This window comes from Bacillus sp. B2-WWTP-C-10-Post-4, assembly GCF_009183805.1.
Classification (GTDB): Bacteria; Bacillota; Bacilli; order Bacillales; family Bacillaceae_G; genus Bacillus_A; species Bacillus_A cereus.
Genome location: NZ_WEII01000023.1, coordinates 1 through 19,186, shown reverse-complemented (window position 1 = coordinate 19,186; position 19,186 = coordinate 1). Strand labels below are relative to the sequence as shown.

Genomic DNA, 19,186 nt, shown 5'->3' with positions numbered 1-19,186 from the left:
TGCAGAATTAAGATGCATGTAAAAAAAGGTGATAAAGTACAGGTAATCACTGGTAAAGACAAAGGAAAACAAGGCGTTATCCTTGTGGCTTTCCCAAAGCAAAACCGTGTTATCGTTGAGGGTGTCAATATCGTTAAGAAGCACTCTAAGCCATCTCAATTAAATCCACAAGGTGGAATTATTACTAAAGAAGCACCTATTCACGTTTCTAACGTTATGATTTTAGATCCGAAAACAGGTGAACCTACTCGTGTAGGCTTCAAAGTAGAAGATGGTAAAAAAGTTCGTATTGCAAAAAAATCTGGTGAATTATTAGATAAATAATTTTCTTAAGAAAGGAGGTCACTTCATTGAATCGCCTTAAAGAGAAGTTCCAAAAGGAAATTACTCCTGCTCTAGTGAGCAAGTTTAACTATAAATCTGTAATGCAGGTACCAAAAATCGAAAAGATCGTAATCAACACTGGTGTTGGTGACGCGGTATCTAACTCAAAAGCGTTAGACAACGCAGTAGAAGAATTAACACAAATCACAGGTCAAAAACCTGTTGTAACTCGTGCTAAAAAATCAATCGCTGGTTTCCGTCTTCGTGAAGGTATGCCAATCGGTGCGAAAGTAACTTTACGCGGCGAGCAAATGTATGAGTTCTTCGACAAATTAGTATCAGTTTCTTTACCACGTGTACGTGATTTCCGTGGTGTTTCTAAGAAATCATTCGATGGTCGTGGAAACTATACATTAGGTGTTAAAGAGCAACTTATTTTCCCTGAGATTGATTATGATAAAGTAAGCAAAGTCCGCGGTATGGACATCGTAATCGTTACTACAGCGAAAACTGATGAAGAAGCTCGTGAACTTTTAACACAATTCGGTATGCCATTCCAAAAATAATGGAAGCCAACGCTAAGTAGAGGAGGCGAAAACGTGGCTAAAAAATCTATGATAGCGAAACAAAAGCGTACTCCTAAGTTTAAAGTACAAGAGTATACACGTTGCGAACGCTGCGGTCGTCCGCATTCTGTATACCGCAAATTTAAACTTTGCCGTATTTGTTTCCGTGAACTTGCATATAAAGGTCAAATTCCTGGTGTTAAAAAAGCTAGTTGGTAAAACCCACAAATGGGAAGGAGGTAAAACACATGGTGATGACAGATCCAATTGCAGACATGCTTACTCGCATCCGTAATGCGAACATGGTACGTCATGAGAAATTAGAGGTTCCTGCTTCTAAAATCAAAAAAGAGATCGCTGAACTTTTAAAACGTGAAGGTTTCATTCGTGATGTAGAATACATCGAGGATAACAAACAAGGTATCCTTCGTATTTTCCTGAAATATGGTGCAAACAATGAACGTGTAATCACTGGATTAAAACGTATCAGTAAACCTGGCTTACGCGTTTACGCTAAAGCTGACGAAGTACCACGTGTACTTAACGGATTAGGTATCGCTCTTGTTTCTACATCTAAGGGAGTAATGACAGACAAAGACGCTCGTCAATTACAAACTGGTGGAGAAGTAGTAGCATACGTTTGGTAATATATATTTAAAACGAACGGAGGTGTGACCACATGTCTCGTATTGGTAAAAAGATTCTTGAAATCCCTGCAGGTGTTACTATTACAGTTGCAGAAGACAATACTGTAACAGTAAAAGGCCCTAAAGGTGAATTAACTCGTACTTTCAATGCTGATATGCTTATCAAAATTGAAGAGAATACATTAACAGTTGAGCGTCCATCTGAACAGAAGGAACACCGTGCATTACACGGTACAACTCGTGCTTTAATCGGAAACATGGTTGAAGGTGTAACTGAAGGTTTCGCACGCGGACTTGAATTAGTCGGTGTTGGTTACCGTGCTCAAAAACAAGGTGATAAACTTGTATTAAGCGTAGGTTATTCTCATCCAGTAGAAATGACTCCGGAAGCAGGTCTTGAAGTTGAAGTACCTGCACCAACTAAGATCGTAATTAAAGGTATCGACAAGCAACGTGTTGGCGAATTCGCTGCTAACATCCGTGCTGTACGTGCTCCTGAGCCTTACAAAGGTAAAGGTATTCGTTACGAAGGCGAAGTTGTTCGTCGTAAAGAAGGTAAAACTGCTAAGTAAACCCGTTAGGTGAGAGAAAGGAGTGACAAGAATGATCACTAAAGCTGATAAAAATGCGACTCGTAAGAAAAGACATGCACGTGTACGTGCTAAACTTACTGGTACTGCAGAGCGTCCACGTTTAAACGTGTTCCGTTCTAACCAACATATTTACGCTCAAGTTATTGATGATGTGAATGGTGTAACGTTAGTAAGTGCATCTACTCTTGATAAAGACCTTGCTCTTAACGGTACTAGCAATATTGAAGCTGCTACGAAAGTTGGAGAATCAGTTGCTAAGCGTGCTGTAGAGAAAGGCGTTAAAGAAGTAGTATTTGATCGCGGTGGTTACTTATACCATGGCCGTGTTAAAGCTCTAGCTGAAGCTGCTCGTGAGGCTGGATTACAATTTTAATGGTCAAAGGAGGGAAAATTGATGCATCGCATTGACCCAAGTAAATTAGAACTTGAAGAACGTGTAGTTACGATAAATCGTGTCGCGAAAGTTGTTAAGGGTGGTCGTCGTTTCCGCTTTGCTGCACTAGTTGTAGTTGGCGATAAAAACGGTCATGTTGGATTCGGTACTGGTAAAGCACAAGAGGTACCAGACGCAATCCGTAAAGCTATCGAAGACGCTAAGAAAAACTTAATCGCTGTACCATTAGTTGGTACAACAATTCCACACACAATCAACGGTCATTTTGGCGCTGGTGAAGTATTCTTAAAACCTGCTGCTGAGGGTACTGGTGTTATTGCTGGTGGACCTGTTCGTGCGGTCCTTGAATTAGCTGGTGTACAAGATATTCTTTCGAAATCTCTTGGTTCTAACACACCAATCAACATGATTCGCGCTACTGTGAACGGATTAAGCGAACTTAAGCGCGCTGAAGATGTTGCAAAATTACGCGGTAAATCTGTAGAAGAGCTACTAGGTTAAGGAGGGAAAACAAATGGCGAAAAAGTTAGAAATTACCCTCACTCGTAGTGTAATTGGTCGTCCACAAGATCAACGTGCGACGGTAGAAGCTTTAGGTCTTAAAAAGTTGAATTCAACTGTAGTTAAGGAAGAAACTCCTGCTATTCTTGGTATGATCAACAAAGTTTCTCACCTTGTAACTGTAAAAGAAGCTTAAGGATAACTCATTAATATAAGGAGGTGCCTGGGAATGAAACTTCATGAATTAAAACCTGCAGAAGGTTCTCGTAAAGTACGTAACCGTGTCGGTCGTGGTATCGGTTCTGGTAACGGTAAAACTGCTGGTAAAGGTCATAAAGGACAAAACGCACGTTCTGGCGGCGGTGTTCGTCTTGGCTTCGAAGGTGGTCAAACTCCATTATTCCGTCGTTTACCAAAACGCGGCTTCACAAACATTAACCGTAAAGAGTTTGCTATTGTAAACTTATCAACGTTAAATCGTTTTGAAGATGGTACAGAAGTAACACCTGAATTATTGCTGGAAACTGGCGTTATCAGCAAGTTAAACGACGGTGTTAAAGTTCTTGCAAGCGGAGCAGTAGAGAAAAAACTAACTGTTAAAGCGCACAAGTTCTCTTCAAGTGCTAAAGAAGCAATTGAAGCAGCTGGCGGATCAGTTGAGGTGATCTAATGTTTCGTACAATCTCCAACTTTATGCGCGTTGCTGAGATAAGACGTAAAATATTATTCACTTTAGCGATGTTAATCGTATTCAGGATTGGCACGTTTATCCCCGTGCCATTTACAAATGGAGACGTACTGAAGGCACAAGATCAATTAAATGCTTTAGGTATTCTAAATACATTTGGCGGTGGAGCCTTGAAAAACTTCTCCATCTTTGCGATGGGAATCATGCCGTATATTACAGCATCCATCATCGTGCAATTATTGCAGATGGATGTTGTTCCTAAATTTTCGGAATGGTCGAAGCAAGGTGAAATGGGCCGTCGTAAATTAACGCAATTCACGCGTTACTTTACAATTGTTCTTGCGTTTATTCAGGGGTTTGGTATGTCAATCGGTTTTAACGGTATGGTAGGTGGACAATTAATTTTGAATCCAGGTTGGAGCACTTATTTATACATTGCTACGGTACTGACTGCTGGTACTGCATTTTTAATGTGGTTAGGTGAACAGATTACAGCTAAAGGTGTAGGTAATGGTATTTCCATCCTTATCTTTGGCGGTATTGCCGCAGCGATCCCAAGTGTTATATCTCAAGTGTATCAGCAACAGTTTCAAAATATCGGAGATCAATTGTTCATGAGTATCGTTAAAGTTGCATTGATTTTACTAGCTGTGCTAGCAGTTATTGTGGGTGTTATTTTCATTCAACAGGCTGTTAGAAAGATCCCAATTCAATATGCGAAGCGTGTAACAGGAGGAAATGGTGGTTATGCTGGAGCACAAAACACACATTTACCGCTTAAGGTAAATAGTGCTGGTGTTATTCCAGTAATTTTTGCTGTTTCATTCTTAATTACGCCTCCGACTATTGCACAGTTCTTCCCGAAACATGATGTATCGCAGTGGATTATTGCAAACTTTAACTATTCTCACCCAGTGGGAATGATCATATATGTTGCGCTCATTGTAGCCTTCACATATTTCTATGCATTTGTTCAGGTTAATCCAGAGCAAATGTCAGAGAATCTAAACAAGCAAGGTGGATATGTTCCAGGTATTCGTCCGGGTAAGAATACGGAACAATATCTAACAAAAATCTTGTATCGTTTGACCTTTGTAGGATCAATTTTCCTAGCAGCGATTGCAATCTTACCAGTTATCTTTACGAAATTGGGAAATCTTCCTCCATCTGCACAGATCGGTGGAACGAGTATGTTAATCGTTGTCGGCGTTGCTTTAGAAACAATGAAGCAGCTAGAAAGCCAACTGGTAAAACGCCATTACAAAGGGTTTATCAAGCAGTGAGTAAGTGGGAAGAATTGTCTTCCCTACATGCTCATGTACTCTGAGGGGGAACAAGGATGAACTTAATTTTAATGGGGCTTCCTGGTGCTGGTAAAGGTACACAAGCCGAACAGATTGTTGCCAAGTATAACATCCCTCACATTTCAACAGGAGACATGTTCCGTGCAGCTATGAAGGCTGAAACTGAAATGGGTCTACAAGCAAAATCTTTTATTGATAAAGGTGCACTTGTTCCAGATGCAGTTACAATCGGAATCGTTCGTGAACGTTTAAGTCAAGACGACTGCGTAAGAGGTTTCTTACTAGACGGTTTCCCACGAACTGTTGCACAAGCATCAGCTCTTGAAGAAATTATGAAAGATCTTGGCAAAAAAATCGACTATGTTTTAAACATTAATGTGGATTCAGGGTTGTTATTAAAACGCCTTACAGGCCGTCGCATTTGTAAAGAGTGCGGTGCGACTTACCACTTAGAATTCAATCCACCAGCAAAAGCTGATGTGTGCGATAAATGTGGTGGCGAATTATATCAACGCTCTGATGACAATGAAGAAACTGTAGCAAATCGTTTAGATGTAAATATTAAGCAAACAAAACCTTTGCTTGATTTCTACGAAGAGCTTGGTTACTTACAAAGCATTAATGGTGAGCAAGATATCAATAAAGTATTTGCTGATATCGATGTTCTCATCGGAGGCTTAGCGTAATGATAATCTGCAAAACTCCTCGCGAGATAGAAATCATGCGAGAAGCTGGCAGGATCGTTGCTTTGACTCATCAAGAGTTGAAACAGCACATTACTCCAGGAATTACAACGAAAGAGCTCGATCAAATAGCGGAAAAGACGATTCAAAAATATGGTGCTACGCCATCTTTTAAAGGATACAACGGATTTCCGGGGAGCATATGTGCTTCTGTAAATGAAGAGCTTGTACACGGAATTCCAGGGAAGCGCAAGCTCAAAGAGGGCGATATCATCAGTATCGATATTGGTGCGAAATACAATGGGTACCATGGAGATTCTGCATGGACGTATCCAGTTGGAAACATTTCTGAATCTGTTCAAAAGCTACTTGATGTCACAGAAAAATCGTTGTATCTTGGTCTAGAACAAGTAAAACCAGGCGAGAGATTATCAAATATCTCACATGCGGTTCAAACCCATGCTGAAGAGAATGGATTCTCGATCGTTAGGGAGTATGTTGGTCACGGAATCGGGCAAGACTTACATGAGGACCCTCAAATCCCGCACTATGGTCCACCCAATAGAGGCCCTAGATTAAAGCCGGGAATGGTCATCTGTGTTGAGCCGATGGTGAATCAAGGAAGACGATATGTAAAAACACTATCTGATGACTGGACAGTGGTAACGGTAGATGGTAAATGGTGTGCCCATTTTGAGCACACGATTGCTCTTACAGAAGCAGGATACGAAATCCTTACCACTTTATAAGTAGCTGGCTCTCCGGGATTTCAGAGCAGTGTAAAATGTTACTGATTTGAAGAAGGGAGAACTATTGAATGGCTAAAGATGATGTAATTGAAGTCGAAGGTACCGTTCTTGAAACGTTGCCAAATGCTATGTTCAAAGTAGAATTAGAGAATGGGCATGTCGTATTGGCTCACGTTTCTGGTAAAATCCGTATGAACTTCATTCGTATTTTACCAGGAGACAAAGTTACGGTAGAATTATCTCCGTACGATTTAAATCGTGGTCGTATTACGTACCGTTTTAAATAATATAGCACTCCGTAATCTTTAAGGAGGTTCGAGACATGAAAGTAAGACCGTCAGTTAAACCAATCTGCGAAAAATGTAAAGTTATTCGTAGACGTGGAAAAGTAATGGTTATTTGTGAAAACCCTAAACATAAACAAAAACAAGGTTAATCAGAAGGAGGTGCATTCGTAATGGCACGTATCGCAGGTGTAGATATTCCTCGAGACAAACGCGTTGTTATTTCTTTAACTTACGTATTCGGCATTGGTCGCACAACTGCTGAAAAAATTCTTGCTGAAGCAGGTATTTCTGAAGAAACACGAGTTCGTGATTTAACGGAAGACGAATTAGGACGTATCCGTGATATCATCGATCGTATTAAAGTTGAGGGAGACCTTCGTCGTGAAGTATCTCTTAACATCAAACGTCTAATGGAGATCGGTTCTTACCGTGGTCTTCGTCACCGTCGTGGTTTACCAGTTCGTGGTCAAAACTCTAAAAACAATGCTCGTACACGTAAAGGTCCACGTCGTACAGTAGCAAATAAAAAGAAATAATAAGTAAAGGAGGTTGAACTAACAATGGCACGTAAAACAAACACTCGTAAAAAACGTGTGAAAAAGAATATTGAAGCTGGTATAGCTCATATTCGTTCTACTTTCAACAACACAATCGTAACACTTACAGATACTCACGGTAACGCACTTTCTTGGTCTAGTGCTGGTGCACTTGGTTTCCGTGGATCTCGTAAATCTACTCCATTCGCTGCGCAAATGGCTGCTGAAACTGCTGCTAAAGCTGCAATGGAACACGGTTTAAAAACTTTAGAGGTTACTGTTAAAGGTCCTGGTGCTGGTCGTGAAGCTGCAATTCGTGCTCTTCAAGCTGCAGGTCTAGAAGTAACAGCAATTAGAGATGTTACTCCAGTTCCTCATAATGGATGTCGTCCACCAAAACGTCGTCGTGTGTAATTTTTCTGTATAGAATTTTCCCTTTTGTCTATAATGGATATGATGCATTATCGAGAAATTTCGTACAGAAACATCGCTTGTTGTGCACAATCGGGAACTGCCTAAGGGGGACTTTCGGTTAGACAGGGGTTATACCTTTGTTTAACCGGGGTTTCGACGTTTTGAAGGAGGGTTTAGTTAATGATTGAAATCGAAAAGCCGAAAATCGAAACGGTTGAACTTAACGAAGATGCTAAATATGGTAAATTCGTAATTGAACCGCTTGAGCGTGGATATGGTACTACTTTGGGTAACTCCTTACGTCGTATTCTTTTATCCTCACTCCCTGGTGCCGCTGTTACTGCTATCCAAATCGATGGCGTATTACATGAATTTTCAACAGTTGAGGGCGTAGTAGAAGACGTTACGACGATCATCTTAAACTTGAAAAAGTTAGCTCTTAAAATCTACTCTGAAGAAGAGAAGACGTTGGAAATTGATGTACAGGGCGAAGGTATTGTCACAGCTGCTGATATTACTCACGATAGTGATGTAGAAATCTTAAATCCAGATTTACACATTGCAACGTTAGCAAAAGATGCGCATTTCCGCGTGCGTTTAACTGCAAAGCGTGGCCGTGGGTATACGCCAGCTGATGCAAATAAAAGCGAAGATCAACCAATAGGAGTAATTCCTATTGATTCTATTTATACTCCAGTATCACGTGTGACTTACCAAGTGGAAAAGACACGTGTCGGACAAGTGGCTAATTATGATAAGCTTACGCTTGATGTATGGACGGATGGAAGCATCGGGCCAAAAGAAGCTATCTCTTTAGGTGCCAAAATCTTAACTGAGCATTTAAATATCTTTGTTGGTTTAACTGATGAAGCACAAAATGCTGAGATTATGGTCGAGAAGGAAGAAGATCAAAAAGAGAAAGTTCTTGAGATGACTATCGAAGAACTAGACCTTTCTGTTCGTTCTTATAATTGCCTAAAACGTGCAGGAATTAATACTGTACAAGAGCTTGCGAACAAAACAGAAGAAGATATGATGAAAGTTCGTAACTTAGGACGTAAATCCTTAGAAGAAGTTAAACATAAACTTGAGGAATTAGGTTTAGGTTTACGTAAAGACGACTGAGGATTTAAACCCATCAACAAAGGAGGGAACTACGAATGGCATACAGAAAATTAGGCCGTACAAGTGCGCAACGTAAAGCTATGTTACGTGATTTAGCTACTGATTTAATTATCAACGAGCGCATCCAAACGACAGAAACTCGTGCAAAAGAACTTCGTTCTGTAGTGGAAAAAATGATCACTTTAGGTAAACGCGGAGATCTTCATGCTCGTCGTCAAGCAGCAGCTTTCATTCGCAATGAAGTAGCTAACGCTGAGACTGGTCAAGATGCACTTCAAAAACTATTCGCTGATGTAGCTCCACGCTATGCTGAGCGCCAAGGCGGATACACTCGTATTGCAAAAATTGGTCCACGTCGCGGAGACGCAGCACCAATGGTAATTATCGAGTTAGTATAATGATAATTAAAAGGGCAGGACAGTTCTTTTCAAGAAACTGGTCATGGCCCTTTTTTTTAAATATAAAAATAGGCTAACTGTGCGAAGGAAAGGGTGCCTTCTATTGAAAAAAGAGAAACTTCGGATAGAAAATATATCATTTCAATATCCTGGGGCAGCCACTTATGCATTAAAAGATGTTTCATTTTCCTTATATGAGGGAGAGTGGGTATCTATTATTGGACAAAACGGTTCAGGAAAGTCTACACTTGCAAAATTATTGAATGGTTTGTTTTTGCCAGAAGTAGGGACTATTACAGTAAATGATACAATGGTTTTATCAGAGGAAACGGTATGGGATGTTCGAAAACAAATTGGAATGGTATTTCAAAATCCAGATAATCAATTTGTTGGAACAACAGTGCAAGATGATGTTGTATTTGGCTTAGAGAATATCGGAATGCCAAGAGAACAAATGATTGAAAGATTAGAACAGGCCTTGCGACTTGTCCGTATGGAAGATTTTCTTAATGATGAGCCTCATTCCTTATCTGGTGGGCAAAAGCAGCGAGTGGCAATAGCAGGCGTTTTAGCACTTCAACCATCTATTTTAATATTAGATGAAGCAACGTCAATGTTAGACCCTCAAGGGAGACGTGAAGTAGTAGAAACGGTTAGACAACTTGTTACTCAAAAAGGTATTACCGTGTTATCGATTACGCACGATTTAGAAGAAGCGGCACAGTCAGATCGTGTCATTATTTTAAATAAGGGAGAAATATTAGAGGAAGGGACTCCAGAAAAAATTTTCAAATCCTCTCATATGCTCCAAGAAATTGGCTTAGATGTACCGTTTTCAGTGAAAATAGCAGAATTATTAAAAAGAAATGAAATTCTCTTGCAAAATACGCATCTTACAATGGAAAGCTTGGTGAACGAACTTTGGAGATTACATTCCAAAAAGTAGAGCATCGTTATCAATATAAAACTCCATTTGAAAGACGCGCACTTTATGATGTAGATGTGTCGTTTCCAAGTGGGGGCTATTATGCCATTATTGGTCATACTGGTTCAGGTAAGTCAACGATGATTCAACATTTAAATGGTTTATTGCAGCCGACAAATGGTACAGTTCAAATTGGTGAACATTTGATTTCGGCAGGAAAGAAAGAAAAAAAGTTAAAGCCACTACGTAAAAAAGTAGGGGTTGTCTTTCAATTCCCAGAACATCAGTTGTTTGAAGAGACTGTGGAGAAAGATATTTGTTTCGGCCCTACTAATTTTGGAGTATCTGTAGACGAAGCAAGGCAAAAGGCTAGAAAGGCAATTGAACTTGTAGGGCTAGAACCGGAACTGTTAACACGTTCTCCGTTCGAATTAAGTGGTGGACAAATGAGACGTGTTGCTATAGCGGGTGTACTGGCGATGGAACCTGAAGTGCTTGTATTAGATGAACCTACAGCAGGACTAGATCCAAAAGGGCAGAACGAACTTATGGAGATGTTTTATAAGCTGCACAAGGAAAAGGGGCTTACAGTTATCCTTGTAACGCATAATATGGAGGATGCTGCTCAGTATGCGGAGCAGATTGTAGTTATGCATAAAGGAACGGTCTTTTTGCAAGGAAGTGCAGAGGAAGTATTTTCACATGCCGATGAACTAGAGAAAATTGGTGTGGATCTTCCTATGTCATTAAAGTATAAACGTGCAATTGAAGAGAAGTTTGGTATTTCAATTCCAAAGGCTACCTTATCTTTAGAGGATCTTACTCATGAAGTTGTGCAGGTGTTACGAAAAGGTGGTCATGAATCATGCAGCAGTTGATTATTGGGAGATATATCCCGGGGAATTCACTTATTCATCAACTTGATCCACGTACGAAGCTGCTGATTGTCTTTTTATATGTATTTGTTGTTTTCTTAGCAAATAATGCGATTTCATATGGATTTTTATTTTTATATGCACTCATTGCTTTATTTTTTGCAAAAGTGCCGATTCGTTATGTACTTTCGGGCTTAAAACCAATTTTATGGATTTTTCTTTTTACATTTTTCCTGCATATTTTTACAAATAAGGAGGGGGATGTACTATTCCAGCTTGGTTGGTTTTCGATATATGAAAAAGGATTAGAGCAAGGGATATACATTTCTGTACGATTCTTCGTTATTATTTTAATGACGACATTATTAACGTTAACGACGACACCTATTGAAATTACAGATGGTTTGGAGACGTTATTAAAGCCGTTGAAGCGTATAAAGGTTCCTGTTCATGAAATCGCATTAATGATGTCAATTTCTCTTCGTTTTATCCCGACATTAATGGATGAAACGAGTAAAATAATGAAAGCACAAGCGTCACGTGGTATTGATTTTGCCGGGGGACCGATAAAAGATAGAATGAAAGCTATTATTTCACTGCTCGTTCCTCTGTTTATCAGTGCTTTTAAGCGTGCAGAGGACTTAGCCATTGCGATGGAAGCTCGTGGATATCAAAGTGGTGAAGGACGTACTAAATTTAGGCAACTACGCTGGAAAACAAGCGATACAGTAACGATTGTCAGCTTATTTTGTTTAGCTTGTATTTTGGCATGGGTGCGATCGTAATGGAGAATAGAGAAATGGATAGAATAAAATGTACGGTTGCATATGATGGCATGCATTTTTGTGGTTATCAAATTCAGCCGAACCATCGTACTGTTCAACAGGAGATAGAAAAAGCATTGCAGAAATTGCATAAGGGAGAACTTGTTCGTGTTCAGGCATCTGGTAGAACAGATTCTACAGTTCATGCAAAAGGACAAGTAATACACTTTGATACTCCTTTGTCTCTTGAAGAGTGGCAATGGATTAATGCTTTAAACACAATGTTGCCAGATGATATTGTTATTAGGCAAGTAGAGAAAAAAACAGAAGAATTTCATGCACGTTACGGTGTTGAGAAAAAAGAATATCGTTATCGTGTATTATTATCAAAGACTGCGGATGTATTCCGTAGAAATTACGTATATCAATATCCATACCCGCTCGAAATCAACTCTATAAGAAAAGCAATTCCTTATTTTATTGGAACACATGATTTCACTTCTTTTTGTTCGGCAAAAACTGACAAAAAAGATAAAGTGCGAACAATTTATGAAATCGAGTTAATTGAACAAAATGATGAAATAATTTTTCGTTTTGTAGGTAATGGATTTTTATATAATATGGTCAGAATTATTGTTGGTACGTTACTTAGCGTAGGGCAAGGAAAGCTTGATCCTGATAGCATTCCAGAGATTTTAGCGAAACAAAATCGTCAGTTTGCTGGAAAGATGGCTCCAGGTCATGGGCTTTACTTATGGGAGGTAAACTATAACAACTAATCCTGGTGTAACATTTGCTTGACATTAGAAACTCAAAAGTATATCATAACATATGGTATTGTTTCTAAAACCACGATTAGCCCCGGAAGGAAATCGTGTTTAAGATAAACAATAGATTTTTTCTATGGAAAAGATAACGAGGAGGGAAACACATGCGTACGACTTTTATGGCAAAAGCTAACGAAGTTGAGCGTAAATGGTATGTGGTTGATGCTGAAGGTCAAACTTTAGGTCGCCTTGCTAGTGAAGTAGCATCCATTTTACGTGGTAAAAACAAACCTACATTTACACCACACGTTGACACGGGTGATCATGTAATTATTATTAACGCTGAGAAAATTCATTTAACAGGTAATAAATTAAACGATAAAATTTACTACCGTCACACTAACCACCCAGGTGGACTTAAGCAAAGAACAGCTCTTGAAATGCGTACAAACTACCCTGTACAAATGTTAGAGCTTGCAATTAAAGGCATGCTTCCAAAAGGACGCTTAGGCCGTCAAGTTTCTAAGAAACTTAACGTGTATGCTGGAGCAGAGCATCCACACCAAGCACAAAAACCAGAAGTTTACGAACTTCGCGGATAATTAATTAAAGGAGGGCTTACTTTGGCACAGGTTCAATACTATGGCACTGGACGTCGTAAGAGTTCAGTAGCGCGCGTACGCCTAGTTCCAGGCGAAGGACGCGTTATCATTAACGGTCGTGATTTTGAAAACTATATCCCATTTGCTGCATTACGTGAAGTAGTGAAACAACCTCTAGTTGCAACAGAAACTTTAGGTAACTACGATGTACTTGTAAACGTAAATGGTGGTGGATACACTGGTCAAGCTGGTGCTATTCGTCACGGTATTTCTCGCGCTTTATTAAAAGCTGATCCAGAATACCGTCTAACACTAAAACGTGCAGGTCTATTAACTCGTGACGCACGTATGAAAGAGCGTAAAAAATACGGTCTTAAAGGCGCACGTCGTGCACCTCAGTTCTCAAAACGTTAATTTTTGCGAACTACAAACCCCAACCATTTTGGTTGGGGTTTTTTTATGTTTCATTCCTCTTTTGCAATTTTTATAGCTTGGAATATTTTAGTGCTACCGCCACGCGTATGCTTCTTCTTTAGAAGTTTAGACTAATACGTATTAGGGAGGTTTATAAGTACTATGAATGTCATTGTCAGCTTACAAGAAAAACAAAAAGAAAAGCAGTTAAAATACGAGCGGAAGATGTTGCGGGAATTATCATTAAAAACATTGCGTTCAAATATTCGTGATGCCTTTCAAATGCAAGAGCTTCATCGTCAGTATGAAGATTACTGTATTGAATTAGGGATAGAATCTTATTTATTAGGAGCGAGATACAGTAAATTTGGTTATTATGGTGAATCGTTTTTTGATGTGAAATATAGAGCTTTAGAAGAAGAACAACAATTAACTGAAACGCTATTTCAATTTTTAACGAGTATGACTATGCGAGAAATAAAGTTGAAAGATGAGGAATTACTTTTTGAATCTTGTCAGCAGTTTATAGGATTGTGGTGGCAAGAAGGGTATGAAAAAGGTGAAAGAAGATATCGATTAAAGCTTCATTAAGACAAGCATAAACTTTCCTCTTGTCCCATATAAGTAATTAGAGGGACTAGCTGGAGGAGGAAAGGTATGAAGAGAATTCGAATTATCTCTTTTGCACTCGCTGCGGTTGTATTGTTTTTTTTAGTTAAACAAGAATTTCAAATTACAAAATCGTGGCGAGCTTGGAATTTACCCTTATCAGGGAAAGTAATTGTATTAGATGCTGGGCATGGTGGACCAGATGGAGGGGCTGTTGGTGGAAAGGATATTATAGAAAAGGATATTACGCTTGAAATTACAAAAAAGGTACAAGACTATTTACAAGAACAAGGTGCACTAGTTATTTTAACGCGTGAGGGAGATTATGATTTAGCTAACAAAGATACAAAGTCATATAGTAGACGTAAAGCAGAGGATTTAAAAAAACGTGTAGAAATCATCAATAAACCTGATATAGACTTTTTTGCAAGTATTCATTTAAATGCTTTAACTAGTAGTGGATCGAAAGGCGCACAAACATTCTATTACCGCTCTTCGATTGAAAATGAACGTGCTGCAAAATTTATACAGGCTGAATTGAGAACAAGTTTAGAAAACACGAATCGTTCTGCTAAGACAATTTCGCATGTATATTTATTAAAGTATTCTAAAACACCAGGTGCTTTAATTGAAGCTGGCTTTTTATCGAATGTGAACGAAAGGTATATGTTAAATTCGGAGAAATATCAGCAAAAGGTAGCAGCTGCAATATACCGTGGTATATTACGTTATTTCACGGAAAAAGGAAATCCTCCAGAATAAGGAGGATTTTTTTGAGCTGCTCTCGTTAACGAAGTTTTCGGAAAATATGTTATACTGGAAATGTAAACGCATTTATTTCAAGGATAAGCAGAGATAAATTAAATTAACATTACGTTATTTTTCATACAGGGGGCTGGGCTAATTATGATAACGAAAGAGCAAGTGGTTGAAGCGTTAGAAGGGATTGTAGATCCGTTTTTACATAAAACATTAAAAGAAACAAGTGCAATTAAAGAGGTAACAGTCAAGCCAGAGAAGGAACATGTGAGTGTCAAAATTGCAATCGTAAAAACCGGTACAGCGGAACAAATGCAGTTGCAGTCTGGAATTGTAAAGTTAGTAAAAGAACTTGGGGCAGCAACAGTTGGACTTCGTTTTGCAGAATTTACAGAAGAGGAATTAGCTCAGTTTGCACCGGAACAAGAAGAAGAGCAAAGTGAATCTTTATTGTCACCTAATTCAAAAACAACATTCTTAGCAGTAGCGAGTGGAAAAGGTGGCGTGGGAAAATCAACTGTTTCCGTTAACCTTGCAGTTGCTTTAGCTCGTTTAGGAAAAAAAGTTGGTATTATTGATGCGGACATTTACGGTTTTAGTGTGCCAGACATGATGGGGATAGAAAAACGTCCTATCGTAAGAGGTGACAAGATAATTCCGGTGGAACGTTTAGGTGTAAAGGTAATCTCAATGGGCTTCTTTGTAGAGGATAATGCACCAGTTATTTGGAGAGGACCTATGCTTGGGAAAATGTTAAACCACTTCTTCACAGAAGTAGAATGGGGCGATTTAGATTATTTAGTACTAGATTTGCCACCAGGCACAGGTGATGTTGCGTTAGATGTGCACTCAATGTTGCCATCTTGCAAAGAGATTATTGTAACGACGCCTCATCCAACAGCTGCGTTTGTAGCAGCGCGTGCTGGAGCGATGGCATTGCGCACTGAACATAGTATTCTTGGTGTTGTTGAGAATATGGCATATTTTGAAAGTAAGGTAACTGGTGAGAAAGAATATGTATTTGGAAAAGGCGGGGGAGATAAGTTAGCTACCGAATTGCAAACGAATGTTCTTGGTCGCATTCCGCTACAACAACCCGATTGGAATAAAGAAGAATTTGCTCCTTCAGTATATGAAGATACACATACAACGGGCATTATTTATAGTAAAATAGCTGAAACAGTAATTGATAGAACAGCTGTTACACAAAAATAAAGTGAAACTTTAATCAGTGGGGTTCACCTGTTACTGACAACAATAAGGCTTTTGTTGCTAGTAAACCTTTCGCTTAACTAGAGGGGGCCATTTCGTCTGTTAATAGCAAGATAAAGTAATAACGAGTGAACAATGTATAAATTGTCCACTCGTTATTATAGTTATTATTTTTTACTATTCTTCCTTCTTCCCGCCTTGAGAACCACCGTCACCGCCTGCTTCTTTCTTACCAGATCCGCCTTTTTCAGCTTTTTGCACACCTTTACTAATGATATCAATCATCTTGGCTTGGAAGAGTGGACTTTCAGCAGTTTCTGTTAGTACTTGTTGTAGATATTGACGGTATTCTTTACTCTTCATTGTTTGTAACATCATTTTTTCTACTTCAGGATTTTTCATAATTTCTATAACGCCTGCTTGGTATTCAGGGTCTTTTAATAAGGTTTTCATTAATTGGGTTTGTTCTTTCCCCATACTTTTAGCGAACTTCGATGAGAACTCAGGATCTTTAAAGAGCTTTTCCCAGAATTGTTGCCCTTTATCGGATACCATGGCATCTTCAATCGTTTTCTTTACTACTGTTTCATCTAGTATGAGTGCTTGTTTCATTTTTTCATCAGTTAATACATCTTGAATAGCTTTCTTACCTTGATCTGTTTTTAAAATATCAACAATCATTTTCTTTGTTTGATCGTAATCTAGTTCGGATTTCGTTTCTTTTCCTTGTGCGCATGCTGCAAGTGCGATAAGTAGAAAAGAAGAAACGAAAATGAATAGCATCCGTTTCATAAGTTGGAACTCCTTTCAGCACAGTTCTCTCTTTTTAATATAAATATCTTTAAGGAATTTATACATGAACATGGCTAGCTTTTTGAAATTGTCATTGATACAATTTAATTAGAAATATAAGGATAATGGGGGATGTGTTGTGAATAGCCGCAAGTGGGTACGACTATTTTTAACGACGTTGTTTCTTGGTGGAATTAGCACAGTTATTATTGGTTTTGTTTTGGAGTGGGACAAGTACAATAAATTTTTTCAAAATTTCGACGGTAAGGAGATTTTAGCAGTATCTTTCTGGCTGATGGGTGTAGGATTTATTTTTAGTGTTATAAGTCAAATGGGATTCTTTGCATATTTAACAATCCACCGTTTTGGACTAGGGATGTTCCGCTCATCTTCTTTATGGAATGCAGTCCAGCTCTTCTTTATTGCATTCGTATTATTTGATTTTGTGTATTTAAGATCTGTACTTATTGCAAATGGGGAAGTCTCGTTAGGGAATAACATACTTGTTGCTGGAATATTATTTGTGTTTGGAGCAATTGTTGCTTATGTAAAAAGCAAAGAAACAAATAAAAAAGCATTTGTGCCAGCTCTGTTCTTTATGGTTGTTGTAACGATCCTTGAATGGGTACCGGCGCTTCGGATTAATGATACAGATTGGTTATATTTAATGGTTATACCGCTATTGTTATGTAACGCATATCAATTACTTGTATTACATCGTTTAATCGGAAAAACAAGTAAATCAGCTTAATAGAGAGATTTTATACACCAGCAGTTATAATGCTGGAAATGGTATGATTAAAAAAGCTCTACCACCTTCTTGAAAGGTAGTAGAGCTTTTTATGCGTGAAGAGTGGTAGGGAAGAAGCTACTTCACATCTTCACTTTTCGTACTTGTGTTGGAAATAAGTTGTGATACGGATATTTGTTCATATCCATCACTTTTTATTTTTTGCAGGAGCAGCGGTAAAGCTCTATTTGTTTGAAGGGCAGAATCGGATGCGTGTAATAAGACGATATCTCCACCTTTCAAATTATTAGAGACAGTGGAAACGATGTTATTTACACCTGGGTTTTTCCAATCGTTTGAATTATTACTCCAATGCACGACGGTGTATCCAAGTGATTCTGCGATTTTAAGGGTTGCTTTGTTAAATTCGCCACTAGGTGGACGTAACAGCTTGACTTGTTTTACACCAAGTTTCGTAAAAACATCTTGTGCTCGTAAAAGGTCTCGTCTTATTTCATTTGTCTCTAGAGAAGTGTAGGATGTGTAATTGTACCCCATACTACCGATTTCGTGTCCGTCTTTCATGATTCGCTCTACAATATCGGGGTGTCTTTCGGCCCATGCAGCAGAAAGGAAGAATGTTGCATTCTTAATTTCTCTTTCTTTAAGAGTATCTAGGATTGGAATTGCTTTTTTGTCTCCCCAACTAATATCAAACGTAAATGCAACTTGCTTTTTAGCGGTGTCTCCTTTGTAAATTACTTTAGGGCCTGTAGCAGTTGAAAAAGCAGATTCATGTGAATATGTTTTTAAAAAGAGTAGCCATGCTGTAAATAAGGACAGTATCACTATTAAGCTAATGTGTTTAAAATTTCTCTTACTCGTAATAAAAAAGAAAAACATAATATTACGCCCCTTTGTCCAATCCTTTTCAGTTACATATATGCTGTAAATATAAAAAAGAGAACAAAGGATTAATATCGTAAGTAGTGGATATAATGGATGATAGGATTGTGATAATTGAAAATGAGCGGAACGTTTATTGTTGCGTAAGGAATTATTGAGGTGATTGTTTGCTTGGGCTGATGTTGACAAAAGAAGAGAGAAAAGAAATGGAATACATATTGAAGAGAGAATTAGAGGAACTTTTATTTGATTTTGAAGATGAGCGTATTCATGAAGTTGTAAAAAAAGCCATGGAAGAAAGATATAAAATCATTTTCTGTTTATTCCGGAGAGTAGCTAACACAGAAGAATGTATTCGTTATGTAAGAAAAAGAATTTTTTATTAAAAAGTGTTGACGTTAATAGTTTGTATATGTTAAATTAATAACCGTCGCTGATGCGGAAACGCAGAAAACGACAAAAAGAAATTGAAAAACTTAGTTGACATCGAAAAACGAAAATGTTAACATAAGGAAGTCGCAAATGAGCGACCAAGTAGTTCTTTGAAAACTGAACGAAACAAACAACGTGAAACGTCAATTTTTATTTTAGATGCTAGACAAACTAACTTTATTGGAGAGTT

31 protein-coding genes are annotated in these 19,186 nt (G+C 38.5%); 29 read left to right on the top strand and 2 right to left on the bottom strand.

Going from position 1 to position 19,186, the window contains the following annotated elements:
* Window positions 1-12 precede the first annotated feature (12 nt).
* From rplX to GBN78_RS12010, 27 genes are all read left to right on the top strand, one after another.
* Window positions 13-324 (top strand): 50S ribosomal protein L24, encoded by a 312-nt coding sequence (rplX, locus tag GBN78_RS12140; RefSeq protein WP_000558200.1) that lies wholly within the window; start codon window positions 13-15, stop codon window positions 322-324.
* Between the two features lie 26 nt (window positions 325-350).
* Window positions 351-890 (top strand): 50S ribosomal protein L5, encoded by a 540-nt coding sequence (rplE, locus tag GBN78_RS12135; RefSeq protein WP_001080831.1) that lies wholly within the window; start codon window positions 351-353, stop codon window positions 888-890.
* Window positions 891-923: 33 nt separating this feature from the next.
* Complete coding sequence (gene rpsN / locus GBN78_RS12130) at window positions 924-1,109, top strand: 30S ribosomal protein S14 (RefSeq protein ID WP_001085700.1); 186 nt, start codon at window positions 924-926, stop codon at window positions 1,107-1,109.
* Window positions 1,110-1,138: 29 nt separating this feature from the next.
* A complete protein-coding gene (gene rpsH, locus GBN78_RS12125) occupies window positions 1,139-1,537 on the top strand; it encodes a 30S ribosomal protein S8 (RefSeq protein WP_000245511.1) in 399 nt (132 codons plus the stop codon).
* 32 nt (window positions 1,538-1,569) lie between these two features.
* Entirely contained in the window at window positions 1,570-2,109 is a 540-nt protein-coding gene (gene rplF / locus GBN78_RS12120; protein ID WP_000086558.1) for a 50S ribosomal protein L6, read from the top strand.
* A 31-nt stretch (window positions 2,110-2,140) separates the two neighbouring features.
* The gene (gene rplR / locus GBN78_RS12115; RefSeq protein ID WP_000628816.1) at window positions 2,141-2,503 is read left to right on the top strand and encodes a 50S ribosomal protein L18; all 363 of its coding nucleotides are present in this window, start codon (window positions 2,141-2,143) and stop codon (window positions 2,501-2,503) included.
* Window positions 2,504-2,524: 21 nt separating this feature from the next.
* Complete coding sequence (gene rpsE / locus GBN78_RS12110; RefSeq protein WP_000554646.1) at window positions 2,525-3,025, top strand: 30S ribosomal protein S5; 501 nt, start codon at window positions 2,525-2,527, stop codon at window positions 3,023-3,025.
* Window positions 3,026-3,038: 13 nt separating this feature from the next.
* Window positions 3,039-3,221, top strand: a complete 183-nt coding sequence (gene rpmD / locus GBN78_RS12105) for a 50S ribosomal protein L30 (protein WP_001085234.1) — start codon at window positions 3,039-3,041, stop codon at window positions 3,219-3,221.
* A 33-nt stretch (window positions 3,222-3,254) separates the two neighbouring features.
* Window positions 3,255-3,695, top strand: a complete 441-nt coding sequence (gene rplO, locus GBN78_RS12100; RefSeq protein ID WP_000766081.1) for a 50S ribosomal protein L15 — start codon at window positions 3,255-3,257, stop codon at window positions 3,693-3,695.
* A complete protein-coding gene (gene secY, locus GBN78_RS12095) occupies window positions 3,695-4,996 on the top strand; it encodes a preprotein translocase subunit SecY (protein WP_000490117.1) in 1,302 nt (433 codons plus the stop codon). Before rplO ends, secY begins: the two co-directional genes overlap by 1 nt.
* Window positions 4,997-5,052: 56 nt before the next feature.
* Complete coding sequence (locus GBN78_RS12090) at window positions 5,053-5,703, top strand: adenylate kinase (protein ID WP_152127438.1); 651 nt, start codon at window positions 5,053-5,055, stop codon at window positions 5,701-5,703.
* Entirely contained in the window at window positions 5,703-6,449 is a 747-nt protein-coding gene (gene map, locus GBN78_RS12085) for a type I methionyl aminopeptidase (RefSeq protein WP_000582539.1), read from the top strand. Before GBN78_RS12090 ends, map begins: the two co-directional genes overlap by 1 nt.
* A 68-nt stretch (window positions 6,450-6,517) precedes the next feature.
* Complete coding sequence (gene infA, locus GBN78_RS12080) at window positions 6,518-6,736, top strand: translation initiation factor IF-1 (protein ID WP_001029884.1); 219 nt, start codon at window positions 6,518-6,520, stop codon at window positions 6,734-6,736.
* A gap of 35 nt (window positions 6,737-6,771) precedes the next feature.
* The gene (gene rpmJ, locus GBN78_RS12075) at window positions 6,772-6,885 is read left to right on the top strand and encodes a 50S ribosomal protein L36 (RefSeq protein WP_000868344.1); all 114 of its coding nucleotides are present in this window, start codon (window positions 6,772-6,774) and stop codon (window positions 6,883-6,885) included.
* A gap of 21 nt (window positions 6,886-6,906) precedes the next feature.
* On the top strand, window positions 6,907-7,272 hold the full coding sequence (rpsM, locus tag GBN78_RS12070; RefSeq protein WP_000090788.1) for a 30S ribosomal protein S13: 366 nt from the start codon (window positions 6,907-6,909) through the stop codon (window positions 7,270-7,272).
* 24 nt (window positions 7,273-7,296) lie between these two features.
* A complete protein-coding gene (rpsK, locus tag GBN78_RS12065) occupies window positions 7,297-7,686 on the top strand; it encodes a 30S ribosomal protein S11 (RefSeq protein WP_000101798.1) in 390 nt (129 codons plus the stop codon).
* Window positions 7,687-7,866: 180 nt separating this feature from the next.
* Window positions 7,867-8,811, top strand: coding sequence for a DNA-directed RNA polymerase subunit alpha (locus tag GBN78_RS12060; protein WP_000569643.1), 945 nt, complete (start codon window positions 7,867-7,869; stop codon window positions 8,809-8,811).
* A 35-nt stretch (window positions 8,812-8,846) separates the two neighbouring features.
* Window positions 8,847-9,209, top strand: a complete 363-nt coding sequence (rplQ, locus tag GBN78_RS12055; protein ID WP_000331490.1) for a 50S ribosomal protein L17 — start codon at window positions 8,847-8,849, stop codon at window positions 9,207-9,209.
* Between the two features lie 103 nt (window positions 9,210-9,312).
* A complete protein-coding gene (locus GBN78_RS12050; RefSeq protein ID WP_000711761.1) occupies window positions 9,313-10,155 on the top strand; it encodes an energy-coupling factor ABC transporter ATP-binding protein in 843 nt (280 codons plus the stop codon).
* Window positions 10,131-11,012, top strand: coding sequence for an energy-coupling factor ABC transporter ATP-binding protein (locus tag GBN78_RS12045; RefSeq protein WP_000406535.1), 882 nt, complete (start codon window positions 10,131-10,133; stop codon window positions 11,010-11,012). The genes GBN78_RS12050 and GBN78_RS12045 overlap by 25 nt, the downstream gene beginning before the upstream one ends.
* Entirely contained in the window at window positions 11,000-11,794 is a 795-nt protein-coding gene (locus GBN78_RS12040; RefSeq protein WP_001186526.1) for an energy-coupling factor transporter transmembrane component T family protein, read from the top strand. Before GBN78_RS12045 ends, GBN78_RS12040 begins: the two co-directional genes overlap by 13 nt.
* Before the next feature lie 14 nt (window positions 11,795-11,808).
* Window positions 11,809-12,552, top strand: a complete 744-nt coding sequence (truA, locus tag GBN78_RS12035; RefSeq protein ID WP_002098927.1) for a tRNA pseudouridine(38-40) synthase TruA — start codon at window positions 11,809-11,811, stop codon at window positions 12,550-12,552.
* 152 nt (window positions 12,553-12,704) lie between these two features.
* Window positions 12,705-13,142: a 50S ribosomal protein L13 gene (gene rplM, locus GBN78_RS12030; protein ID WP_001260793.1), complete on the top strand. Its 438-nt coding sequence runs from the start codon at window positions 12,705-12,707 to the stop codon at window positions 13,140-13,142.
* Between the two features lie 21 nt (window positions 13,143-13,163).
* A complete protein-coding gene (gene rpsI / locus GBN78_RS12025; RefSeq protein ID WP_000079986.1) occupies window positions 13,164-13,556 on the top strand; it encodes a 30S ribosomal protein S9 in 393 nt (130 codons plus the stop codon).
* 162 nt (window positions 13,557-13,718) lie between these two features.
* Window positions 13,719-14,147: a DUF2521 family protein gene (locus GBN78_RS12020; RefSeq protein ID WP_001101005.1), complete on the top strand. Its 429-nt coding sequence runs from the start codon at window positions 13,719-13,721 to the stop codon at window positions 14,145-14,147.
* A gap of 66 nt (window positions 14,148-14,213) precedes the next feature.
* Complete coding sequence (cwlD, locus tag GBN78_RS12015) at window positions 14,214-14,927, top strand: N-acetylmuramoyl-L-alanine amidase CwlD (protein WP_070757062.1); 714 nt, start codon at window positions 14,214-14,216, stop codon at window positions 14,925-14,927.
* A gap of 144 nt (window positions 14,928-15,071) precedes the next feature.
* The gene (locus tag GBN78_RS12010) at window positions 15,072-16,139 is read left to right on the top strand and encodes an Mrp/NBP35 family ATP-binding protein (RefSeq protein ID WP_088045201.1); all 1,068 of its coding nucleotides are present in this window, start codon (window positions 15,072-15,074) and stop codon (window positions 16,137-16,139) included.
* A 174-nt stretch (window positions 16,140-16,313) separates the two neighbouring features.
* Here the strand turns inward: GBN78_RS12010 and gerD are convergent, their stop codons facing one another.
* Window positions 16,314-16,928 carry a spore germination lipoprotein GerD gene (gene gerD, locus GBN78_RS12005; protein WP_000827296.1) on the bottom strand — a complete coding sequence of 205 codons (615 nt, stop codon included), beginning with the start codon at window positions 16,926-16,928 and terminating at the stop codon, window positions 16,314-16,316.
* 139 nt (window positions 16,929-17,067) lie between these two features.
* On the opposite strand from gerD, the gene kbaA reads away from it, so the two are divergent.
* The gene (kbaA, locus tag GBN78_RS12000) at window positions 17,068-17,679 is read left to right on the top strand and encodes a KinB signaling pathway activation protein KbaA (protein ID WP_001088526.1); all 612 of its coding nucleotides are present in this window, start codon (window positions 17,068-17,070) and stop codon (window positions 17,677-17,679) included.
* A 117-nt stretch (window positions 17,680-17,796) separates the two neighbouring features.
* On the opposite strand, the gene pdaB is transcribed toward kbaA, so the two are convergent.
* A complete protein-coding gene (gene pdaB / locus GBN78_RS11995) occupies window positions 17,797-18,561 on the bottom strand; it encodes a polysaccharide deacetylase family sporulation protein PdaB (protein WP_000464705.1) in 765 nt (254 codons plus the stop codon).
* Window positions 18,562-18,731: 170 nt separating this feature from the next.
* Here pdaB and GBN78_RS11990 point away from each other — a divergent pair, with 170 nt between their 5' ends.
* A complete protein-coding gene (locus GBN78_RS11990; protein WP_000901147.1) occupies window positions 18,732-18,950 on the top strand; it encodes a hypothetical protein in 219 nt (72 codons plus the stop codon).
* Window positions 18,951-19,186 lie beyond the last annotated feature (236 nt).

Excerpts from the sequence above, each read along its gene's own strand:
- rplX (WP_000558200.1), top strand. The coding sequence starts at position 13 with ATGCATGTAAAAAAAGGTGATAAAGTACAGGTAATCACTGGTAAAGAC.
- rpsH (WP_000245511.1), top strand. The coding sequence starts at position 1,139 with ATGGTGATGACAGATCCAATTGCAGACATGCTTACTCGCATCCGTAAT.
- rplF (WP_000086558.1), top strand. The coding sequence starts at position 1,570 with ATGTCTCGTATTGGTAAAAAGATTCTTGAAATCCCTGCAGGTGTTACT.
- rplR (WP_000628816.1), top strand. The coding sequence starts at position 2,141 with ATGATCACTAAAGCTGATAAAAATGCGACTCGTAAGAAAAGACATGCA.
- rpsE (WP_000554646.1), top strand. The coding sequence starts at position 2,525 with ATGCATCGCATTGACCCAAGTAAATTAGAACTTGAAGAACGTGTAGTT.
- rpmD (WP_001085234.1), top strand. The coding sequence starts at position 3,039 with ATGGCGAAAAAGTTAGAAATTACCCTCACTCGTAGTGTAATTGGTCGT.
- rplO (WP_000766081.1), top strand. The coding sequence starts at position 3,255 with ATGAAACTTCATGAATTAAAACCTGCAGAAGGTTCTCGTAAAGTACGT.
- secY (WP_000490117.1), top strand. The coding sequence starts at position 3,695 with ATGTTTCGTACAATCTCCAACTTTATGCGCGTTGCTGAGATAAGACGT.
- GBN78_RS12090 (WP_152127438.1), top strand. The coding sequence starts at position 5,053 with ATGAACTTAATTTTAATGGGGCTTCCTGGTGCTGGTAAAGGTACACAA.
- map (WP_000582539.1), top strand. The coding sequence starts at position 5,703 with ATGATAATCTGCAAAACTCCTCGCGAGATAGAAATCATGCGAGAAGCT.
- infA (WP_001029884.1), top strand. The coding sequence starts at position 6,518 with ATGGCTAAAGATGATGTAATTGAAGTCGAAGGTACCGTTCTTGAAACG.
- rpmJ (WP_000868344.1), top strand. The coding sequence starts at position 6,772 with ATGAAAGTAAGACCGTCAGTTAAACCAATCTGCGAAAAATGTAAAGTT.
- rpsM (WP_000090788.1), top strand. The coding sequence starts at position 6,907 with ATGGCACGTATCGCAGGTGTAGATATTCCTCGAGACAAACGCGTTGTT.
- rpsK (WP_000101798.1), top strand. The coding sequence starts at position 7,297 with ATGGCACGTAAAACAAACACTCGTAAAAAACGTGTGAAAAAGAATATT.
- GBN78_RS12060 (WP_000569643.1), top strand. The coding sequence starts at position 7,867 with ATGATTGAAATCGAAAAGCCGAAAATCGAAACGGTTGAACTTAACGAA.
- rplQ (WP_000331490.1), top strand. The coding sequence starts at position 8,847 with ATGGCATACAGAAAATTAGGCCGTACAAGTGCGCAACGTAAAGCTATG.
- GBN78_RS12040 (WP_001186526.1), top strand. The coding sequence starts at position 11,000 with ATGCAGCAGTTGATTATTGGGAGATATATCCCGGGGAATTCACTTATT.
- truA (WP_002098927.1), top strand. The coding sequence starts at position 11,809 with ATGGATAGAATAAAATGTACGGTTGCATATGATGGCATGCATTTTTGT.
- rplM (WP_001260793.1), top strand. The coding sequence starts at position 12,705 with ATGCGTACGACTTTTATGGCAAAAGCTAACGAAGTTGAGCGTAAATGG.
- GBN78_RS12020 (WP_001101005.1), top strand. The coding sequence starts at position 13,719 with ATGAATGTCATTGTCAGCTTACAAGAAAAACAAAAAGAAAAGCAGTTA.
- cwlD (WP_070757062.1), top strand. The coding sequence starts at position 14,214 with ATGAAGAGAATTCGAATTATCTCTTTTGCACTCGCTGCGGTTGTATTG.
- GBN78_RS12010 (WP_088045201.1), top strand. The coding sequence starts at position 15,072 with ATGATAACGAAAGAGCAAGTGGTTGAAGCGTTAGAAGGGATTGTAGAT.
- gerD (WP_000827296.1), bottom strand. The coding sequence starts at position 16,928 with ATGAAACGGATGCTATTCATTTTCGTTTCTTCTTTTCTACTTATCGCA.
- pdaB (WP_000464705.1), bottom strand. The coding sequence starts at position 18,561 with ATGTTTTTCTTTTTTATTACGAGTAAGAGAAATTTTAAACACATTAGC.